Genomic DNA, 14,624 nt, shown 5'->3' with positions numbered 1-14,624 from the left:
GTAATTTACTTCATTATATGCTCTTGCTGTTTTCCAAAAGTACTTATTTAAAAACAACAAATTAGATAATAAACATCAAGCCAATTCTTACAAGATTACACATCCTCATCAGGCAGGATTGCATCCGCCCCTTTGTAGACATCATGACAATTGATATCTAACGCGCCAGCACTTGAAATCTCTTCATCTGAAACACTTGCGGGCAAAGCAACTAACTCATCGCTATACCCGATAAGCTGTATACCTTCATTTTTACAATGCTTCAAAACCTTTTCCAAGGCCTTAATGACGGTAATCTGCCGACTATTAAGCAAACCTGAGCTCAGCGCTTTGTTCTTAGGCTTGCTGGTTACCTGTCTTATCGCGTAACCGCCCTCATCCAGCAGCTGAACGGTAACATTCTTGAGCTTCTCTTTGATTAGTAGTTTCTTTGAGCGCTCAAAAGTCCCCACATCCTGGCAACAGACAGCATCCTCAGAACCGCATTCATGCAGCGCATCCAATATCACTACATCTTCAGCTTCAAGATTTAAAACTATATCCATATTAATTAGATACCTAAGAAAGCCAGAATAGAGGTTAAGTTATGTAGATCAAATACAAGCATATAGATTAACATTCCTCTGGGTTTTGCACTAGCTTATCCCCTGCTTCAGCGCGCTAACCTCTGCATTTAACTGCATATTTTCCATTTGAAGAGATGATTTGTCATTAATCAGCAATTCAATCTGCTTGCTTAGGCGCTTATTTTCCTCTTTGAGAGTCCGATTGCTAACCTGAATTTCAATATACTCATCAATATCTTGCGTACCTTTACTCATAATTTGCTTCTGTTTTAACTCTCGCTCTAGGGTTTCATTTTTTGCTTGAAGCGCAATAAGTGTATTCTCTTGCTCAAACAACCTCCCTTGAAGTACGAGCTTTTGATCAGAGCATTTTTCATTTTCCTGAAGCAATCTAAGGCACTGAGAGCGAAGCTCTTTTAATTCGCTGTTATCCGCTTTCGACGAATTTGTGGCTTGATTGATTTTTTGTCTATATTCGCGCTCAAGATTATCGCGGCGCGCCTCCAGCTCCTTCTCAGCATAAGCAAGCGCCTGAAGCCATAGCTTGCTCGCACTTTCCGCCACAGGGTCCGGCAGCATAGGATGGCTCGTATTTACCTTTAATCGCTCACCTAGCTCCTGCCACCAAGCATTTAACGCTTTATTGATGGTTGTAATAGAGCCGCAACCCATCCGCTCCCTTACATTTTGCTGCGTCGGGCGAATGCCTTCCTGTAGAAGAATGTCCGCAGTCTTTTTAGCAAACTCCTGTGTATCGCTCTTTCTTGCCATCTTTTAATATCCAATATGTACTATTTGATACATATTATAGCTAACTTCACCACCCTCACCAGCTTTAATAAATATCTTTTAGCGCCAACCGCCGTTCTGTACTAGGCTGAAAAATAAGACGATAAAGGAGTTTTCATATGAGCATACGTATAGCAATCAATGGCTATGGCCGTATTGGAAGAAACATCCTTCGTGCAATTTACGAATCCAACCAACAAGGCGAAATACAAATTATCGCCATCAACGACTTATGCGATCCAAAAGTAAATGCTCACCTAACTGAATACGATAGCGTGCACGGACGTTTTATGTATAACGTCACAGCCGAAGATCATTGTTTAGAAATAAACGGAGATCAGATAGAAATCCTTAAAGAAAAATCCATAAGCGCCCTTCCCTGGAAGCGCCTAGAGATAGACATAGTATTTGAGTGCACAGGGCTTTTTACAAATAAAGACGCAGCAATGGAGCACATAAAGAGTGGTGCTAAACGCGTACTAGTATCCGCCCCTACCAAAAATGCTGATGCAACAATCGTTTATGGCGTAAATCACAGCACCCTAACTAAAAACCATTTAGTAATCTCTAACGCCTCATGTACCACTAACTGCTTGGCACCTATGGCTCAAGCACTCAATAACACTATAGGTATCAGCTCAGGCCTCATGACAACCATTCATGCTTACACTAACGATCAACACCTAACAGACGCATTTAGTGGTGACTTATATAGAGCGCGTGCCGCGGCAACATCGATGATTCCAACAAAAACAGGCGCAGCAGATGCAGTAGGAATTGTCCTCCCCGAGCTTGCAGGAAAGCTTGCTGGCATGGCCGTACGCGTTCCAACAGCCAATGTATCACTTGTTGATTTAACCTTTACACCCAGCACACCAACAACCGCAGAGACTATCAATAACATTATGAAAGAGGCCTCTAAAGGCTCAAATAATAGCGTGATCACCTACAACGACAAGCCATTAGTATCTGTTGATTTTAATCACCAACAAGCCTCTTGCATCTTTGACTCCACCCAAACCATCTGTACCCAGGAGCAAGCTAAGGTCTTCGCTTGGTACGATAACGAATGGGGGTTTTCAAATCGCATGCTGGACACAGCAAAAGAGATAGCCAAAATTGGAGGCTTTTAAGACTAGAAAAACAGATAGAACTAAACTCACAGGTCGTTAACGAAAAGCAATGCTCCTACGGCCTGAGCAACTATTCTGCAGTTTTTATTTTAGAAAGGTAGAGGTCCAAATTGTTACATCTATCCGGCTCGATAATATCTCGCTGCAACTGACGTCTTATACTATCTGGTATTTCATCAACTTCAGTGGCTGTAACAATTTGATCTTGCTCTTGAATTAAATAGGACGGACTGTATCTTGAAACCTGTATATAGGTAATACCTTCCCTATCAATTGAGGCATAGCTGATTTCTGAGAAGCGATTATCATTTAAGTCACCCACAATATAACCAGCTTCACATGCTGAGTTTAGCGTTTTTCCTGCCGCAGTAGGCTCAAGAATATCGGTTGGATCCACGCCATTATCCATAGACTCTAGAAAGGCAGTTTCACTTGATGCTGATTCATTAGACGCAATTTTAGTTGATGGTCGAGTATCAAGCGCACTAAAAATTTGGCCACCGACAACACCAACGGCCAATAAAATTAATACCCCTTTAGATAAACCACCCATGCCATTCTCCCTTAGGCCCTTAACACGCTAGGCGATAACCACTCATTCCATTATAGCAGCACATAACGGCTCAGCCAGCTGCTGCAGAGCCCTAATGAATTTTCAAATCAAACCTATATATAATTGCTAGGATTATAACTTGCTAGCTTAAATAGCATTATTGTACTGAGGTACAAGAGCATAGATACATTAAGACATAATCCCAATAACGACACATCACCCCAAGATGCACAGAGACAGAAAAGTGAAAGGCCGCTAAATTCCACACCAACTAAGCTGTAAAAAAGACAACAAAAAAACGGACAGCACTCACTTGCGGGGCTTAAAAACATCAAAAAGCGGGACTCGAGCCCAAGCCTGAATCGGAATACGAAATAATATGGATAATTGAACTTATGCCGCCCGTTATGCGTATAACAAATCTGACGCCCAGGCAGGCAATGGTTTCTTATGCTCAGTGATCGCTTGATTCCGAATAGTAGCTACTTGCTCATACGGACTGCCGCAACTGGAATTATCTAAAATTCTTACATGATCACATAGAGGAAGTACGCTTCGGACATTTGCTAACGTTCTCGGGATACGGGCCTCTACCTTATCATCCGGCACAAAGTGTCCACCTTCCTCTACTCGTTGAGATATTCGAGCTTTATTCAATGAAAGGCTATCAACATGAATAAATACTAAAACAACCTGATAACCCAACGCTTTAGCCTTAGCGACAAAGTCGATTTTGGAGGGATGAGAGAAAACGGTTTCAAAGCAAAAATTAGCACCATCGATCAGTAACTGCTCACGCATTTGCGTAGCTAACTGAGCAGCCTCGTAACTATTGCCTTCTGGATCATCAGGAAAGACTTGCTTTGCGAGCACATCGGCATTAACAAATGGCACACCCTTTGGTTCAAGGTATTTACGGTAGAAGGTGCTTTTGCCTGCACCATTTCCACCAACAAGCATCCATAACTGCTTGGAATTACTCACAAATCACGCCAGCGGATGGGATAAATTTACCATTTTCGAACTGACCTACAATAACAGTGCCATCTAAAGCAATCTGCTCTAGCATTCCAAGATATTGAGCTGAAGCCTGATACCTTAATGAGCTAGAAGTAATATTATCTTGGAGACAACCCGCTACCCGATCATCTTCCAAGATATCAAAGAGTCTATCAGGATCTACAGTTGGACCATCTACTGGCTCTACTTTAACTTTTACCAACCCTGCATAGAGCTGTAGCAAAGTCTCTGGCGTAATTACTTTAGATACACTGCGCCCAATGTCCGCCCAATACTCGATCTGCTCCGCTGTCGAACGGTGGAGATGCTTTCCTGATAGTTTGGCTTGCTCTACTAGATTTGCATCTAAACGCAACGGGGAATGTGCTTTTGCCATATCGTACGCTCTATCATTTTATTAACTCATTACTGATTGTAGCAGATCGCTACAAAAAAGAGCTATAGCCTTAAGCTAATCGAGACTTGACTTGCCTATCAAGGCAGCACTCATTCGGCACTCGAGTGGGCTATAAATTACAGGAGCGTACATAAAAAAAGACAACAAAAAACCCCGAAAGCGTTAACTTGCGGGGTTTAAAGTGCACCACGAAAAGTGGTGCCCGGGACCGGACTCGAACCGGTACAATCTTACGATCGGGAGATTTTAAGTCTCCTGTGTCTACCAATTTCACCACCCGGGCGAATTTTAATGGAGGCGCGGGTCGGAATCGAACCGGCGTACACGGAGTTGCAGTCCGCTGCATGACCACTCTGCCACCGCGCCTCTATAACTTGATCTAGCATATGGAGCGGGAAACGAGGTTCGAACTCGCGACCCCAACCTTGGCAAGGTTGTGCTCTACCACTGAGCTATTCCCGCTCTGCTGTAACAAGTGGTGCGTATTATAGAGTTCCCCTATTATAAGTCAACACTGTTACGATAAAAAAATTATGCTTAATTATTAACCACTTACATCTCTTCAGATAAAGCGGGCCAAGCAGCTCTAAGATACTGATACATAGACCATAAAGTTAGAATGGCTGCTATATACAAAGCCGCAATCCCAGCCCAAGAAATAGTCGTATAAGGCTCAGTAACAATCATCAACATAATGGCCAACATCTGCAAGGCAGTTTTCACCTTACCAATGTAAGAAACCGCAACATTTGAGCGTTTACCTACCTCTGCCATCCACTCACGTAGGGCTGAGATAACAATCTCTCTGCCGATAATAACCACGGCGGGAATCGTAATCCACCAATTTGCGTACCCTTCTACTAGCAATGCAAGCGATATAGCTACCAGTAACTTATCAGCCACAGGATCTAAAAAAGCCCCAAAAGGCGACGCTTGATCCAACTTGCGAGCTAAATAGCCATCGAGCCAGTCCGTAAAGCCGGCGATAGCAAACACGCAACCTGTCGCTATAGGTGCCCATTCATAAGGCAAATAATAAACGAGTACGAATACAGGTATTAGTAAAATGCGTAAGCTTGTCAGTATATTTGGTATTTTCATCAATTCTTATACATCAGGATGAAGTGCCGAGTAGATCTCTTCGGCTATGGTCTGGCTTATGGTAGAGACTTTTGCAATTTCTTCAATACTCGCACGCTCAACTTCTTGTATTCCACCGAAATGACGCAGTAATTCACGCCGTCTTTTTGGGCCAACGCCTGGAATATCCTCTAAAACTGATTTTTTACGAGCTTTACCTCGTCTTGCCCGGTGGCCTGTAATAGCAAAACGGTGGGCCTCGTCTCTAATATGCTGCATTAAGTGCAAGGCCGCTGAATCGCTTTCAAGTACAGTTTCTTCGCCGGTATCACCTGATATTAACACTTCAAAGCCAGCTTTGCGCGTAGGGCCTTTTGCGATACCAATTACAAGCACGCCACTGATCGACAGCTCATCTAATACCTCCATAGCCTGCGTGACTTGACCTTTACCACCATCAATAATCAAAACATCAGGTAGCTTCCCTTCACCTTTTTTAAGACGGGTATAACGCCGATGTAAAGCTTGGTGCATAGCGGCGTAATCATCGCCGCCGGTAATGCCTTCAATATTAAAATGCCGGTAATCACTTTGAAGAGGGCCGTTACGATCAAACACTACACAAGAAGCAACCGTTGCTTCACCTGAACTGTGGCTAATATCAAAACATTCTAAACGTTGCGGCACTTCTTCAAGTCCAAGAAGCTCTTGAAGTTCCAAATAACGATTATAAATATTCTTTTTATTGGCTAGGAAGCTATTCAGCTGTTGCTCGGCATTTGTATATGCCAATTTTTGCCACCCTGCTCTTTCGCCTCTGACCTGATGGGTTAAGGTGACTTTTTTATCTTTTGCTTTTGCCAACGCGTCTTCTATACAAGATTTATCTGTAACCTCATCAGAAGCAATAACATAAGATGGAATATCTCGAACGCCGCTAAGATACCACTGTGCAATAAACGATGAGAGTATCTCTGATTCACTCTCCTCTATAGCCACTTTGGGGTGATATGATTTACTACCAATAATACGACCACCACGAACAAAAAGCATATGGATACAAACACCGCCAGGCTTTATCGCACAGGCAATCACATCGGCATCACCCTGCTTACCTGACACATATTGCTGTTCCTGTACTTTCTGCAAGCTGATCAATTGATCACGGTAGGTCGCCGCCTGCTCAAAATCCAAGTCATTCGAGGCTGATTCCATTCGGCTCGCCACCTCATCCATGACCGCACTATTTTTTCCTTCTAGAAACATAGCCGCATGACGTATATCTTCTCGATAAGCTTCTTCTGAGATAGCTTCAACACAAGGGGCTGTGCAGCGTTTAATTTGATACTGAAGACAAGGTCGTGAACGGTTTTTGAAGAAGCTCTCTTCACATTGACGTATTTGAAAGATTTTTTGCAGTAAGTTCAAACTATCTCGAACAGCCCCACCGCTAGGAAATGGACCGAAATAACGCCCGCTTTTCCGTTTAGCTCCACGACTAAACTGGACAGCCGGATAGGCGTGCTTATCGGAAATGAAAATATAGGGGTAGGACTTATCATCCCTAAGCAGGATATTGTAGGGCGGTCTATATTGCTTTATTAGGTTCTGTTCTAGCAGCAGCGCTTCGGTTTCACTATTAGTGACCGTTACATGCACATCGGCTATTTTAGCGACTAATGCGGCTGTTTTTATGCTCAGTCCCGTCGCTCTGAAATAGCTACTAACGCGATTCTTTAAGTTTTTAGCTTTACCAATATAAAGCAACTTATCAGCCTGATCATACATCTGATAAACGCCAGGGCGTGTTGTAAGCTGCTTAAGGAAGCCTTTGGCATCAAAGCCCTCTGTCGTATTATCCTGTTGCACGCTTAATTATCTGCCATCGCCTCAAGTTTACGAGTATCCATATATTCATGGGTGGCTATACGATGAATCTCTTCAAGGGTTTCAAGAGTTTCATCAGTAATACCTGCGCCTCTAGATAAAGAAACTTCAAGATAAACGCCAATTTCTGCGTAATAGCAAAGCTGAGCATCAGTGCTGCGCGCTCTACGCAACTTCATAAGTGAAATTTGAGCCCCATTAACTATGATACTGTTAATATCAGAATCAGAGAGCATCACTTCACGGTTTTGCTCATTTAACGGTTTTTTATTGCTATTTGTGCTGCTCATTATTTCTCTCTTAATCCAAATTCGAGTTAAGGCATACTTTAAGCGATTAAAGCCCTATGTGTAACTAGATAATTCATATGATAGACGACCTTTTTTGGATATTAAAATGCCCCTCTTTAATGAAGCTGACCAATGATGAGATCACATCAGCAGTCGACTGGATTAATGAAGCTGAAACCCCATTAGCTTTTGAAACGCTAGAGGTAACTTCAACCCACAATCGTATAGGTCACTACTACGAGCAACTTGTTAATCAAGTTATCAATAAGCAGATACAACCAATTGAATTAAAAAGAAATATACAAGTCATAGAGCAAAAGAAAACTCTCGGCGAATATGACTTCCTAGGCCGAACAGAGCAGTACGATTTTCATCTAGAATGTGCAGTTAAATTCTATCTTTGTGTAGGTGACGGCAGCCAACTTTCTCACTTCATCGGACCGAATAAACGGGACCGATTAGATCGAAAACACCAACGATTATTGAACCACCAACTTCGCCTATCTGATAGCCCTGCGGGTCGCGCTCAGTGCGAGGTGTTAAATATACACCCTTCCAAAAAACTTATGTTGTTACAAGGTTATCTATTTTACCACTTGTCACAACCGTGCAAATTAAGCACCTTACATCCTGAAATCAACCCTGATCACAAAAAAGGCTGGTGGATAAAGCAACAGGAACAACATCTGCTCAGCGAGCAATTTAATTATGCTATTCTCGAAAAACCTTATTGGCTATCACCTAAGGTAAACAGTCTAAAAACACTAAACCAATTTAAACTAGTTATAGACGGCTCGGATAAACCGTTATTGGTTGTTAGGTTTGATAAAACAACAGGAGGAGAAGTCGATCGGGGGTTTATCGTACCTAATCAATGGTGCGAATAAGAGGAAGTATACTGCCCTACAGTAATTCAGGCAGACTAACCATTGTTAGCCTGCCTGACAAAATTACAACTTATTTTTCTGCAGAAGCAGCGTCTTTAGCTATAACTTTTTTAAGGGTTGCGATGCCAACCACTGTGCCAATAATCATTGCGGCAACAATAACTAAGCTTGGTGCAACAGAGATCAAACTATACTTATCCATAGAACGGTCCTTGGTATTCTTTAATAATAATTTTGAGATCGACTTTATTATATAGTTTCAAATGATGATGTCTATCCGCATCTAGGCCACAAAAACCATACTAATAAAAGGGCTTTATTCGTCTATTTCTAATCGCTTCAGCAAACTTGAGGTATCTAAACGCCCACCTCCCATCGCTTGCACGTCCGCATAAAACTGATCCACTAATGCGGTAACAGGTAAACGAGCGCCATTTTTACGAGCTTCAGAAAGTACTATATCAAAATCTTTCCGCATCCAATCGACAGCAAAACCAAATTCAAACTCATTATTAATCATCGTTTGATGGCGATTAGCCATCTGCCAAGAGCCCGCAGCACCATGCTGAATTACATCGAATACTTGCTCAGCATCCAGACCTGAACATTTGGCAAAATGAACCGCCTCAGAAAGGGCCTGCACCAATCCACCTATACAGATCTGATTAACCATTTTGGCTAGCTGTCCTGAGCCTACCTCTCCCAGTAAACGTATAGATTTTGCGTAAGCCTCAATAACTGGCGAGGCTTTTGCGAACGACGTTTCATCGCCACCAACCATGACACTTAATACACCATTTTCTGCACCTGCCTGACCACCTGAAACGGGCGCATCAAGAAAGCCAACATTTTGTCCTTGAGCGATTGCATAGATCTCTCTAGCCACTTCTGCTGAAGCAGTTGTATGATCAACGAGTATCGCGCCCGCTGAAATACCTTTGAGAACGCCGTCTTCACCACAAATTACATCACGTAAATCATTGTCGTTACCTACACAAACAAATATGATCTCTGCGCCCGTTGCGGCCTCTGCTGGCGTAATGCCGTAGCTACCTTTGTGTTCCTTCACCCAGCTTTCAGCTTTACTTGTTGTTCGGTTATAGACTTTAACCTGATGGCCAGCTTTAGATAAATGCCCTGCCATTGGGTATCCCATAACGCCTAAGCCAATGAATGCTACGTTCATAATCATCCTATAAATTGCTGGTTAAACTAATGAATTGGTACTAAAAAAAGCCACATGACGACTTAAAAGAATCAACAGTTAAGCAAAAGCATCTCTTTTTTTCTAGTTGTTTATAAAGTTTAAGTAAACATTGGGCCGCCAAGCATTAGCTAAAAATATCTCTATAAGATTAAGGTAACAATAAGCAGCATAAGGTAAAACAACCCTCACTAATTTGTTAGAATGATTGAAAATCATTAGTAGGTAATCAAATGAAATTCCGTAAAATTATTGGCCTTATGCTGATGCTCTTTATTACCTTCAGCATGACTCTTAGCGCACATGGGGAAACCGGCTCTGAACTTTATAAACTCAGCCTAAAAGATGCAGATAATGAAACGGTGAACCTTGCAGATTATAAAGGAAAAATCATACTCCTTAATTTCTGGACCACATGGTGTCCGCCTTGCGTAAAAGAGATGCCATCCATGCAGCGGTTAAAAGAGCATTTCTCTGAGCAACCTTTTGAAATAATAGCGATCAATATTGGTGAAAGCTCAACAGCAGTTTCTAGCTTCTTACTTGAGCTTGAGACAGAACTGACCTTCCCCATCTTACTTGATGAAGAGGGAGAATCTTATCAACGATTTGGTATAAGAGGTTTGCCAATGACCCTTCTTCTGGATAAAGAAGGTGAGTTAATTTTACGAACCTTGGGCGGTAGAGATTGGGATAGTGATGACTCCATCCAATTAATAAACAAAGCTCTCCATTAAAAGACAAATAGATCATTAACGCCTAATAAAAAAAACCGGCTTACAAAAGCCGGTTTATCTTTAGATAACTCACGTTATTCAGCCGCAAATACGGCCGCAGCCGCTTGCGCTGCAACACCTATATTAATAGGTGCTTTCATATCAACTAAAGTGTTTTCCAATGCATCTAAGCAAAGCATAACATTACGTTGCGTTGCCGCTGAGCCCATCAAACCTATGCGCCAAACTTTACCAGCTAAGGCGCCGAGACCGGCTCCGATCTCAAGATTGTAGTTTTGCAGTAATGCGGTACGTACCGCTGCATCATCAACACCTTCAGGGATATAAACTGAATTCAGTTGCGGTAAACGACTACCTTCCTCAACTAAAAAGCCGATTCCCATAGCCTCTAAACCTGCGCGCAGCGCTTGATGATGCTTTTCATGCCGAGCCCAAGCATTTTCTAAGCCCTCCTCCTCAAGCATAACTAACGACTCGTGAAGCGCATATAAAGAGTTTACCGGCGCGGTATGGTGATAAGCGCGCTTACCGCCCCCTCCCCAGTAACCCATCACTAAGTTTGTATCTAAAAACCAGCTTGGAACAGGCGTTTTACGGTTTTTAACCACATCGACCGCCTTATCACTAAAGCTAACCGGCGAGATACCCGGAGGACATGACAAACACTTCTGCGTACCTGAATAGATCGCATCAATACCCCAGCCATCCACATCAAGTTCAATACCACCTAATGAGGTAACTGCATCGACAATAGACAGTGCATTATTAGCATGGGCGATGGCGCAAAGGGCCTTAGCATCCGAGCGAACACCCGTGGACGTTTCTGCATGAACAAAAGCCAAGGCTTTAATATTTGTGTGCTCCGCAAACGCAGCTTTTACTTTCTCTACGTTAACCGGAGTTCCCCACTCATCTTCGATAAGAATACACTCACCACCGAAGCGAAGGACATTTTCCTTCATACGTCCACCGAATACACCGTTTTGGCAAACAATAACTTTGTCACCAGGCTCAATAAGGTTAACAAAGCAGGCTTCCATTCCAGCGGAACCTGGGGCCGAAATAGGCATAGTTAACTCATTGTTAGTTTTAAAACAGGTTTTGAGCATCGCTTTCACTTCATCCATCATACGGATGAATTCAGGATCAAGATGCCCAATCGTTGGTCGCGCCATAGCGGCAAGCACACGAGGACTTACATCAGAGGGACCAGGGCCCATAAGTGTACGTACAGGGGGGTGAAAAGAAGTTGTCATTATAGAGCCTTATTTAACGCTTGCTAAAGCTGGTAAATTATTAAGGCTCTATTTGTATCAGTTGACGGCTAACTCATCAATCATTGCAATGATCATTTCTGCAGAATGTTTAGCGGCGGTTGTTAAAAACTGATCGAAGGAAACTCCTGACTCTTTACCGGCAATATCAGAAAGTGCGCGAATAATAATAAAGGGAGTTGAAAATTGATAGCAAGCTTGTGCTATAGCTGCAGCTTCCATCTCGACCGCTTTCATCGTAGGAAATAGGCTACGCTTACGCTCAACTCGAACGGGATCGTTCATAAATTGATCGCCGGTAGCGATCAAACCACGTACCGTTTTGACTCCATCCATACGAGAGATACAGCGTTCAGCGACAGCGGCTAAGGTTTCATCGGGCATAAATGAAACAGGCTGTTGAGGGACTTGTCCATAAGCATAACCAAACACGGTAAGGTCAACATCATGATGACGAACCTCAGACGAGATAATCACATCGCCTACATTCAGCTCTGGATCGAAACCACCAGCAGAACCTGTGTTTATGATGCAATCAGGCTTAAACATTTGCAGTAAAATAGTCGTGCCTATAGCCGCGTTTACTTTACCTATGCCCGACTTGAGTAAGACAATATCTTTACCGTGTAATTGCCCTGTATGTATATGATATCCGGCAACGGTGTGATCCTCTCTATTTTCAAGAGAGGCCTTAAGCAGTTTCACTTCTTCATCCATTGCACCGATGATTCCGATGCGTACATTACCGCTTTTCTGCTTAAGCAGATCAGCCATATTTTGATCTGTGCTCATTAGAGACTGTTACCGTCGTTTTATTATATAAAGTATGTTGAGAATCCGTCGCGGATTAGATCACAGCTGTCAACAAAAAAATAGCATTGAAGTCTTGCTTATTCGACGATTACGACCTTTTTCTTCATCTCTCGTAAATTATCCGCACGTTCATTGATATAGCGCTGAAATTCGGGCTCTCTTTCATATATTTTTTGACTTACATATTCCAAAGCCGCTTGGAAATGAAATGACCTTACATAGCTATCAATCCTAAAACGCTCTTGATGATTTGTATCAAATAACACGAGACTAGGGAAATAGGTTAAGCCTAGATCATCCGCCCACTGCTTAGCTGTTTTAGGCGTTTGACCCGGTAGCGCAAGTAGCGTTTTTTCATCAGATAGATCAACTCTTAACGCTTGATAAGACGATAGTAGCTGATGAGTATCTTTACGCGACAACACCGTTTTATGAAGCTGTTCACAATCCGCACAGCCAGGGTATTCAAATAGTATAGCAACGGGCTGATCTGTATTTAATTGGGATGATGTTTTTAGCTCGTTAAAAACCGAGGAAGGGTAAAGCTCAACGCCATTCGCTTTACTGATAATCTGTTGGGCTAAAAATGGTTCTTGTGAACCGCTAATCACATAGTCCATAATTTTGGCGAGCATCGCTTTACTACGATAACCATCAATTCTTAGACTAGGTTCTGGGTCCCCTGTAAAAAAGACAAGCGTTGGCGTAAATTGTACTTTCCATTTAACCGCAAGCTCTTTCTCTGTAAATACTTCACCGCTAGGTAATGTTATCTCTCGATCTCCCCATAAATTAAGGGCAATAACATCAAAATGCTCCTGAATAAAGACGCTTAACTGAGGATCCAAAAAGGTTTGCTGCACTAAGTTATAGCAATAAGGGCAACCTGCCTGATGAAAATAAAGTAATAGGCTTTTCCCCTCCTCGTCCGCTTCTTGAATATCATCGGCAAGGTCTAAAAAACTGTCTTTGAACCAATAAGGCTCCTCAACTACAGTACCTGAATAGTTAATGATCTGAGTACCCACCTCAGGCTCATCGGCATAAGCATTGATTACACCTAAGCTTATTACAACTAAAAACATCAACCATTTATGCATTTAACCACCTGCGCTTATCCAATCTGGATACTTGTCTTTAAATGAGTGTTTGTTCCGAGAGGTACAATCCATCCCAAGCAAACTTTTTAAATAATTGATCTGTATATTGATCAACTGGTGCACTAATATCCATCATCTGCTGGGTGACAGGGTGCTCAAATTTAATATTGGATGCCATTAACATTAAACGCTGTAAATCGAAGTTCTCACGAAACGATTTGTTATGTTTATTATCCCCATGATTGGTATCACCAATAATGGGATGGAAGATATGTTTCATATGACGACGAATCTGATGCTTTCTACCCGTTTTAGGCTTTACCTCAACCAACGAATAGCGTGACTTTTCATATCGACCAACTGGAATATCTAACTCTACCGTCGCTAATCGTCGATATTCTGAAACAGCCTCTTGCGCCTCTTTATCTTTACTAGCGTGCTTATCCGCGATCTTATCTAGCTCCTCTTTCAACGCGTAATCGATAAGATCTGCTTCGGGAGTATAGCCTCTCACCATACAGAGGTAAGTTTTTTCAACTTTTCGCTCGGCAAAGAGTAAATTCATTTTTTGAGCGATCTCTTTATTTTTACCAAACAAAATCACCCCCGATGTTGGCCGATCTAATCGGTGAATTGTGTAAGGGCTCCCCCCATTAAAATACTCTTTAAGCATTGAGGCTAGATTTGGCGTGCCCCGCGGCGCTATCCAACTAGGATGAACTAATAAACCTGAGGGTTTATTTAGGGCAATAATGTCATCATCTTCAAAGAGTATATTTAAATTATTCATGCTTATTTCATCTGTTTGGAGGACGGCTGATTCTACGTGAGCGTAAAACTATGTAAAGAGACCTTGAAAAACCCAGTAAAATGCTTATATATAGAGGTATATTA

The 14,624-nt window shown here is 42.3% G+C and carries 17 protein-coding genes and 3 tRNA genes; 3 read left to right on the top strand and 17 right to left on the bottom strand.

The genetic code is table 11. The features are described 5' to 3' along the window. Positions 1-95 precede the first annotated feature (95 nt). Positions 96-545 (bottom strand): response regulator, encoded by a 450-nt coding sequence (locus Q4486_RS09535; protein ID WP_303417974.1) that lies wholly within the window; start codon positions 543-545, stop codon positions 96-98. 90 nt (positions 546-635) lie between these two features. Then, the gene (locus Q4486_RS09530) at positions 636-1,337 is read right to left on the bottom strand and encodes a DNA-binding protein (RefSeq protein ID WP_303519206.1); all 702 of its coding nucleotides are present in this window, start codon (positions 1,335-1,337) and stop codon (positions 636-638) included. 137 nt (positions 1,338-1,474) lie between these two features. On the opposite strand from Q4486_RS09530, the gene gap reads away from it, so the two are divergent. Then, positions 1,475-2,488: a type I glyceraldehyde-3-phosphate dehydrogenase gene (gap, locus tag Q4486_RS09525; protein WP_303519204.1), complete on the top strand. Its 1,014-nt coding sequence runs from the start codon at positions 1,475-1,477 to the stop codon at positions 2,486-2,488. 70 nt (positions 2,489-2,558) lie between these two features. On the opposite strand, the gene Q4486_RS09520 is transcribed toward gap, so the two are convergent. The 9 genes from Q4486_RS09520 to Q4486_RS09480 form a co-directional block, all read right to left on the bottom strand. Then, positions 2,559-3,041: a hypothetical protein gene (locus Q4486_RS09520; RefSeq protein WP_303519203.1), complete on the bottom strand. Its 483-nt coding sequence runs from the start codon at positions 3,039-3,041 to the stop codon at positions 2,559-2,561. Between the two features lie 405 nt (positions 3,042-3,446). Next, a complete protein-coding gene (locus tag Q4486_RS09515) occupies positions 3,447-4,025 on the bottom strand; it encodes an AAA family ATPase (protein ID WP_303519202.1) in 579 nt (192 codons plus the stop codon). Continuing rightward, positions 4,018-4,437 (bottom strand): hypothetical protein, encoded by a 420-nt coding sequence (locus tag Q4486_RS09510; protein ID WP_303519201.1) that lies wholly within the window; start codon positions 4,435-4,437, stop codon positions 4,018-4,020. The genes Q4486_RS09515 and Q4486_RS09510 overlap by 8 nt, the downstream gene beginning before the upstream one ends. Before the next feature lie 217 nt (positions 4,438-4,654). Next, a tRNA-Leu gene (locus Q4486_RS09505) sits at positions 4,655-4,741 on the bottom strand. A 9-nt stretch (positions 4,742-4,750) separates the two neighbouring features. Then, a tRNA-Cys gene (locus Q4486_RS09500) sits at positions 4,751-4,824 on the bottom strand. Positions 4,825-4,845: 21 nt separating this feature from the next. Continuing rightward, positions 4,846-4,920: transfer RNA gene (locus tag Q4486_RS09495), tRNA-Gly, on the bottom strand. A gap of 90 nt (positions 4,921-5,010) precedes the next feature. Further along, the gene (pgsA, locus tag Q4486_RS09490) at positions 5,011-5,559 is read right to left on the bottom strand and encodes a CDP-diacylglycerol--glycerol-3-phosphate 3-phosphatidyltransferase (RefSeq protein ID WP_303417963.1); all 549 of its coding nucleotides are present in this window, start codon (positions 5,557-5,559) and stop codon (positions 5,011-5,013) included. Positions 5,560-5,565: 6 nt separating this feature from the next. Beyond that, positions 5,566-7,407: an excinuclease ABC subunit UvrC gene (uvrC, locus tag Q4486_RS09485; RefSeq protein WP_303519200.1), complete on the bottom strand. Its 1,842-nt coding sequence runs from the start codon at positions 7,405-7,407 to the stop codon at positions 5,566-5,568. Between the two features lie 2 nt (positions 7,408-7,409). Continuing rightward, positions 7,410-7,715, bottom strand: a complete 306-nt coding sequence (locus Q4486_RS09480; RefSeq protein WP_303417960.1) for an excinuclease ABC subunit C — start codon at positions 7,713-7,715, stop codon at positions 7,410-7,412. A gap of 77 nt (positions 7,716-7,792) precedes the next feature. Between Q4486_RS09480 and Q4486_RS09475 the strand changes: the two genes are divergently transcribed. Next, the gene (locus Q4486_RS09475) at positions 7,793-8,602 is read left to right on the top strand and encodes a DUF1853 family protein (protein ID WP_303519198.1); all 810 of its coding nucleotides are present in this window, start codon (positions 7,793-7,795) and stop codon (positions 8,600-8,602) included. 70 nt (positions 8,603-8,672) lie between these two features. On the opposite strand, the gene Q4486_RS09470 is transcribed toward Q4486_RS09475, so the two are convergent. Both Q4486_RS09470 and Q4486_RS09465 read right to left on the bottom strand, forming a co-directional pair. Beyond that, positions 8,673-8,804 (bottom strand): hypothetical protein, encoded by a 132-nt coding sequence (locus Q4486_RS09470; RefSeq protein WP_269454613.1) that lies wholly within the window; start codon positions 8,802-8,804, stop codon positions 8,673-8,675. A 114-nt stretch (positions 8,805-8,918) separates the two neighbouring features. After that, positions 8,919-9,788, bottom strand: coding sequence for an NAD(P)-dependent oxidoreductase (locus Q4486_RS09465; RefSeq protein ID WP_303519197.1), 870 nt, complete (start codon positions 9,786-9,788; stop codon positions 8,919-8,921). Positions 9,789-10,039: 251 nt separating this feature from the next. Here Q4486_RS09465 and Q4486_RS09460 point away from each other — a divergent pair, with 251 nt between their 5' ends. After that, positions 10,040-10,543 carry a TlpA disulfide reductase family protein gene (locus Q4486_RS09460; protein ID WP_303519195.1) on the top strand — a complete coding sequence of 168 codons (504 nt, stop codon included), beginning with the start codon at positions 10,040-10,042 and terminating at the stop codon, positions 10,541-10,543. Positions 10,544-10,617: 74 nt separating this feature from the next. Here Q4486_RS09460 and Q4486_RS09455 read toward each other — a convergent pair whose 3' ends face one another. From Q4486_RS09455 to Q4486_RS09440, 4 genes are all read right to left on the bottom strand, one after another. Further along, positions 10,618-11,799: an alanine--glyoxylate aminotransferase family protein gene (locus tag Q4486_RS09455; RefSeq protein WP_303519193.1), complete on the bottom strand. Its 1,182-nt coding sequence runs from the start codon at positions 11,797-11,799 to the stop codon at positions 10,618-10,620. Positions 11,800-11,856: 57 nt separating this feature from the next. After that, a complete protein-coding gene (gene mtnN, locus Q4486_RS09450) occupies positions 11,857-12,609 on the bottom strand; it encodes a 5'-methylthioadenosine/S-adenosylhomocysteine nucleosidase (protein WP_303417951.1) in 753 nt (250 codons plus the stop codon). 98 nt (positions 12,610-12,707) lie between these two features. Then, complete coding sequence (locus Q4486_RS09445; protein WP_303519192.1) at positions 12,708-13,730, bottom strand: thioredoxin fold domain-containing protein; 1,023 nt, start codon at positions 13,728-13,730, stop codon at positions 12,708-12,710. Positions 13,731-13,767: 37 nt separating this feature from the next. Next, positions 13,768-14,520, bottom strand: coding sequence for a pseudouridine synthase (locus tag Q4486_RS09440; protein WP_303519191.1), 753 nt, complete (start codon positions 14,518-14,520; stop codon positions 13,768-13,770). Between the last annotated feature and the right edge of the window lie 104 nt (positions 14,521-14,624).

It is taken from the genome of Neptuniibacter sp. 2_MG-2023 (assembly GCF_030547495.1).
GTDB lineage: Bacteria > Pseudomonadota > Gammaproteobacteria > Pseudomonadales > Balneatricaceae > Neptuniibacter.
The sequence above is the reverse complement of the archived record's forward strand: the minus strand, read 5'-3'. Positions and strand labels throughout refer to the sequence as shown.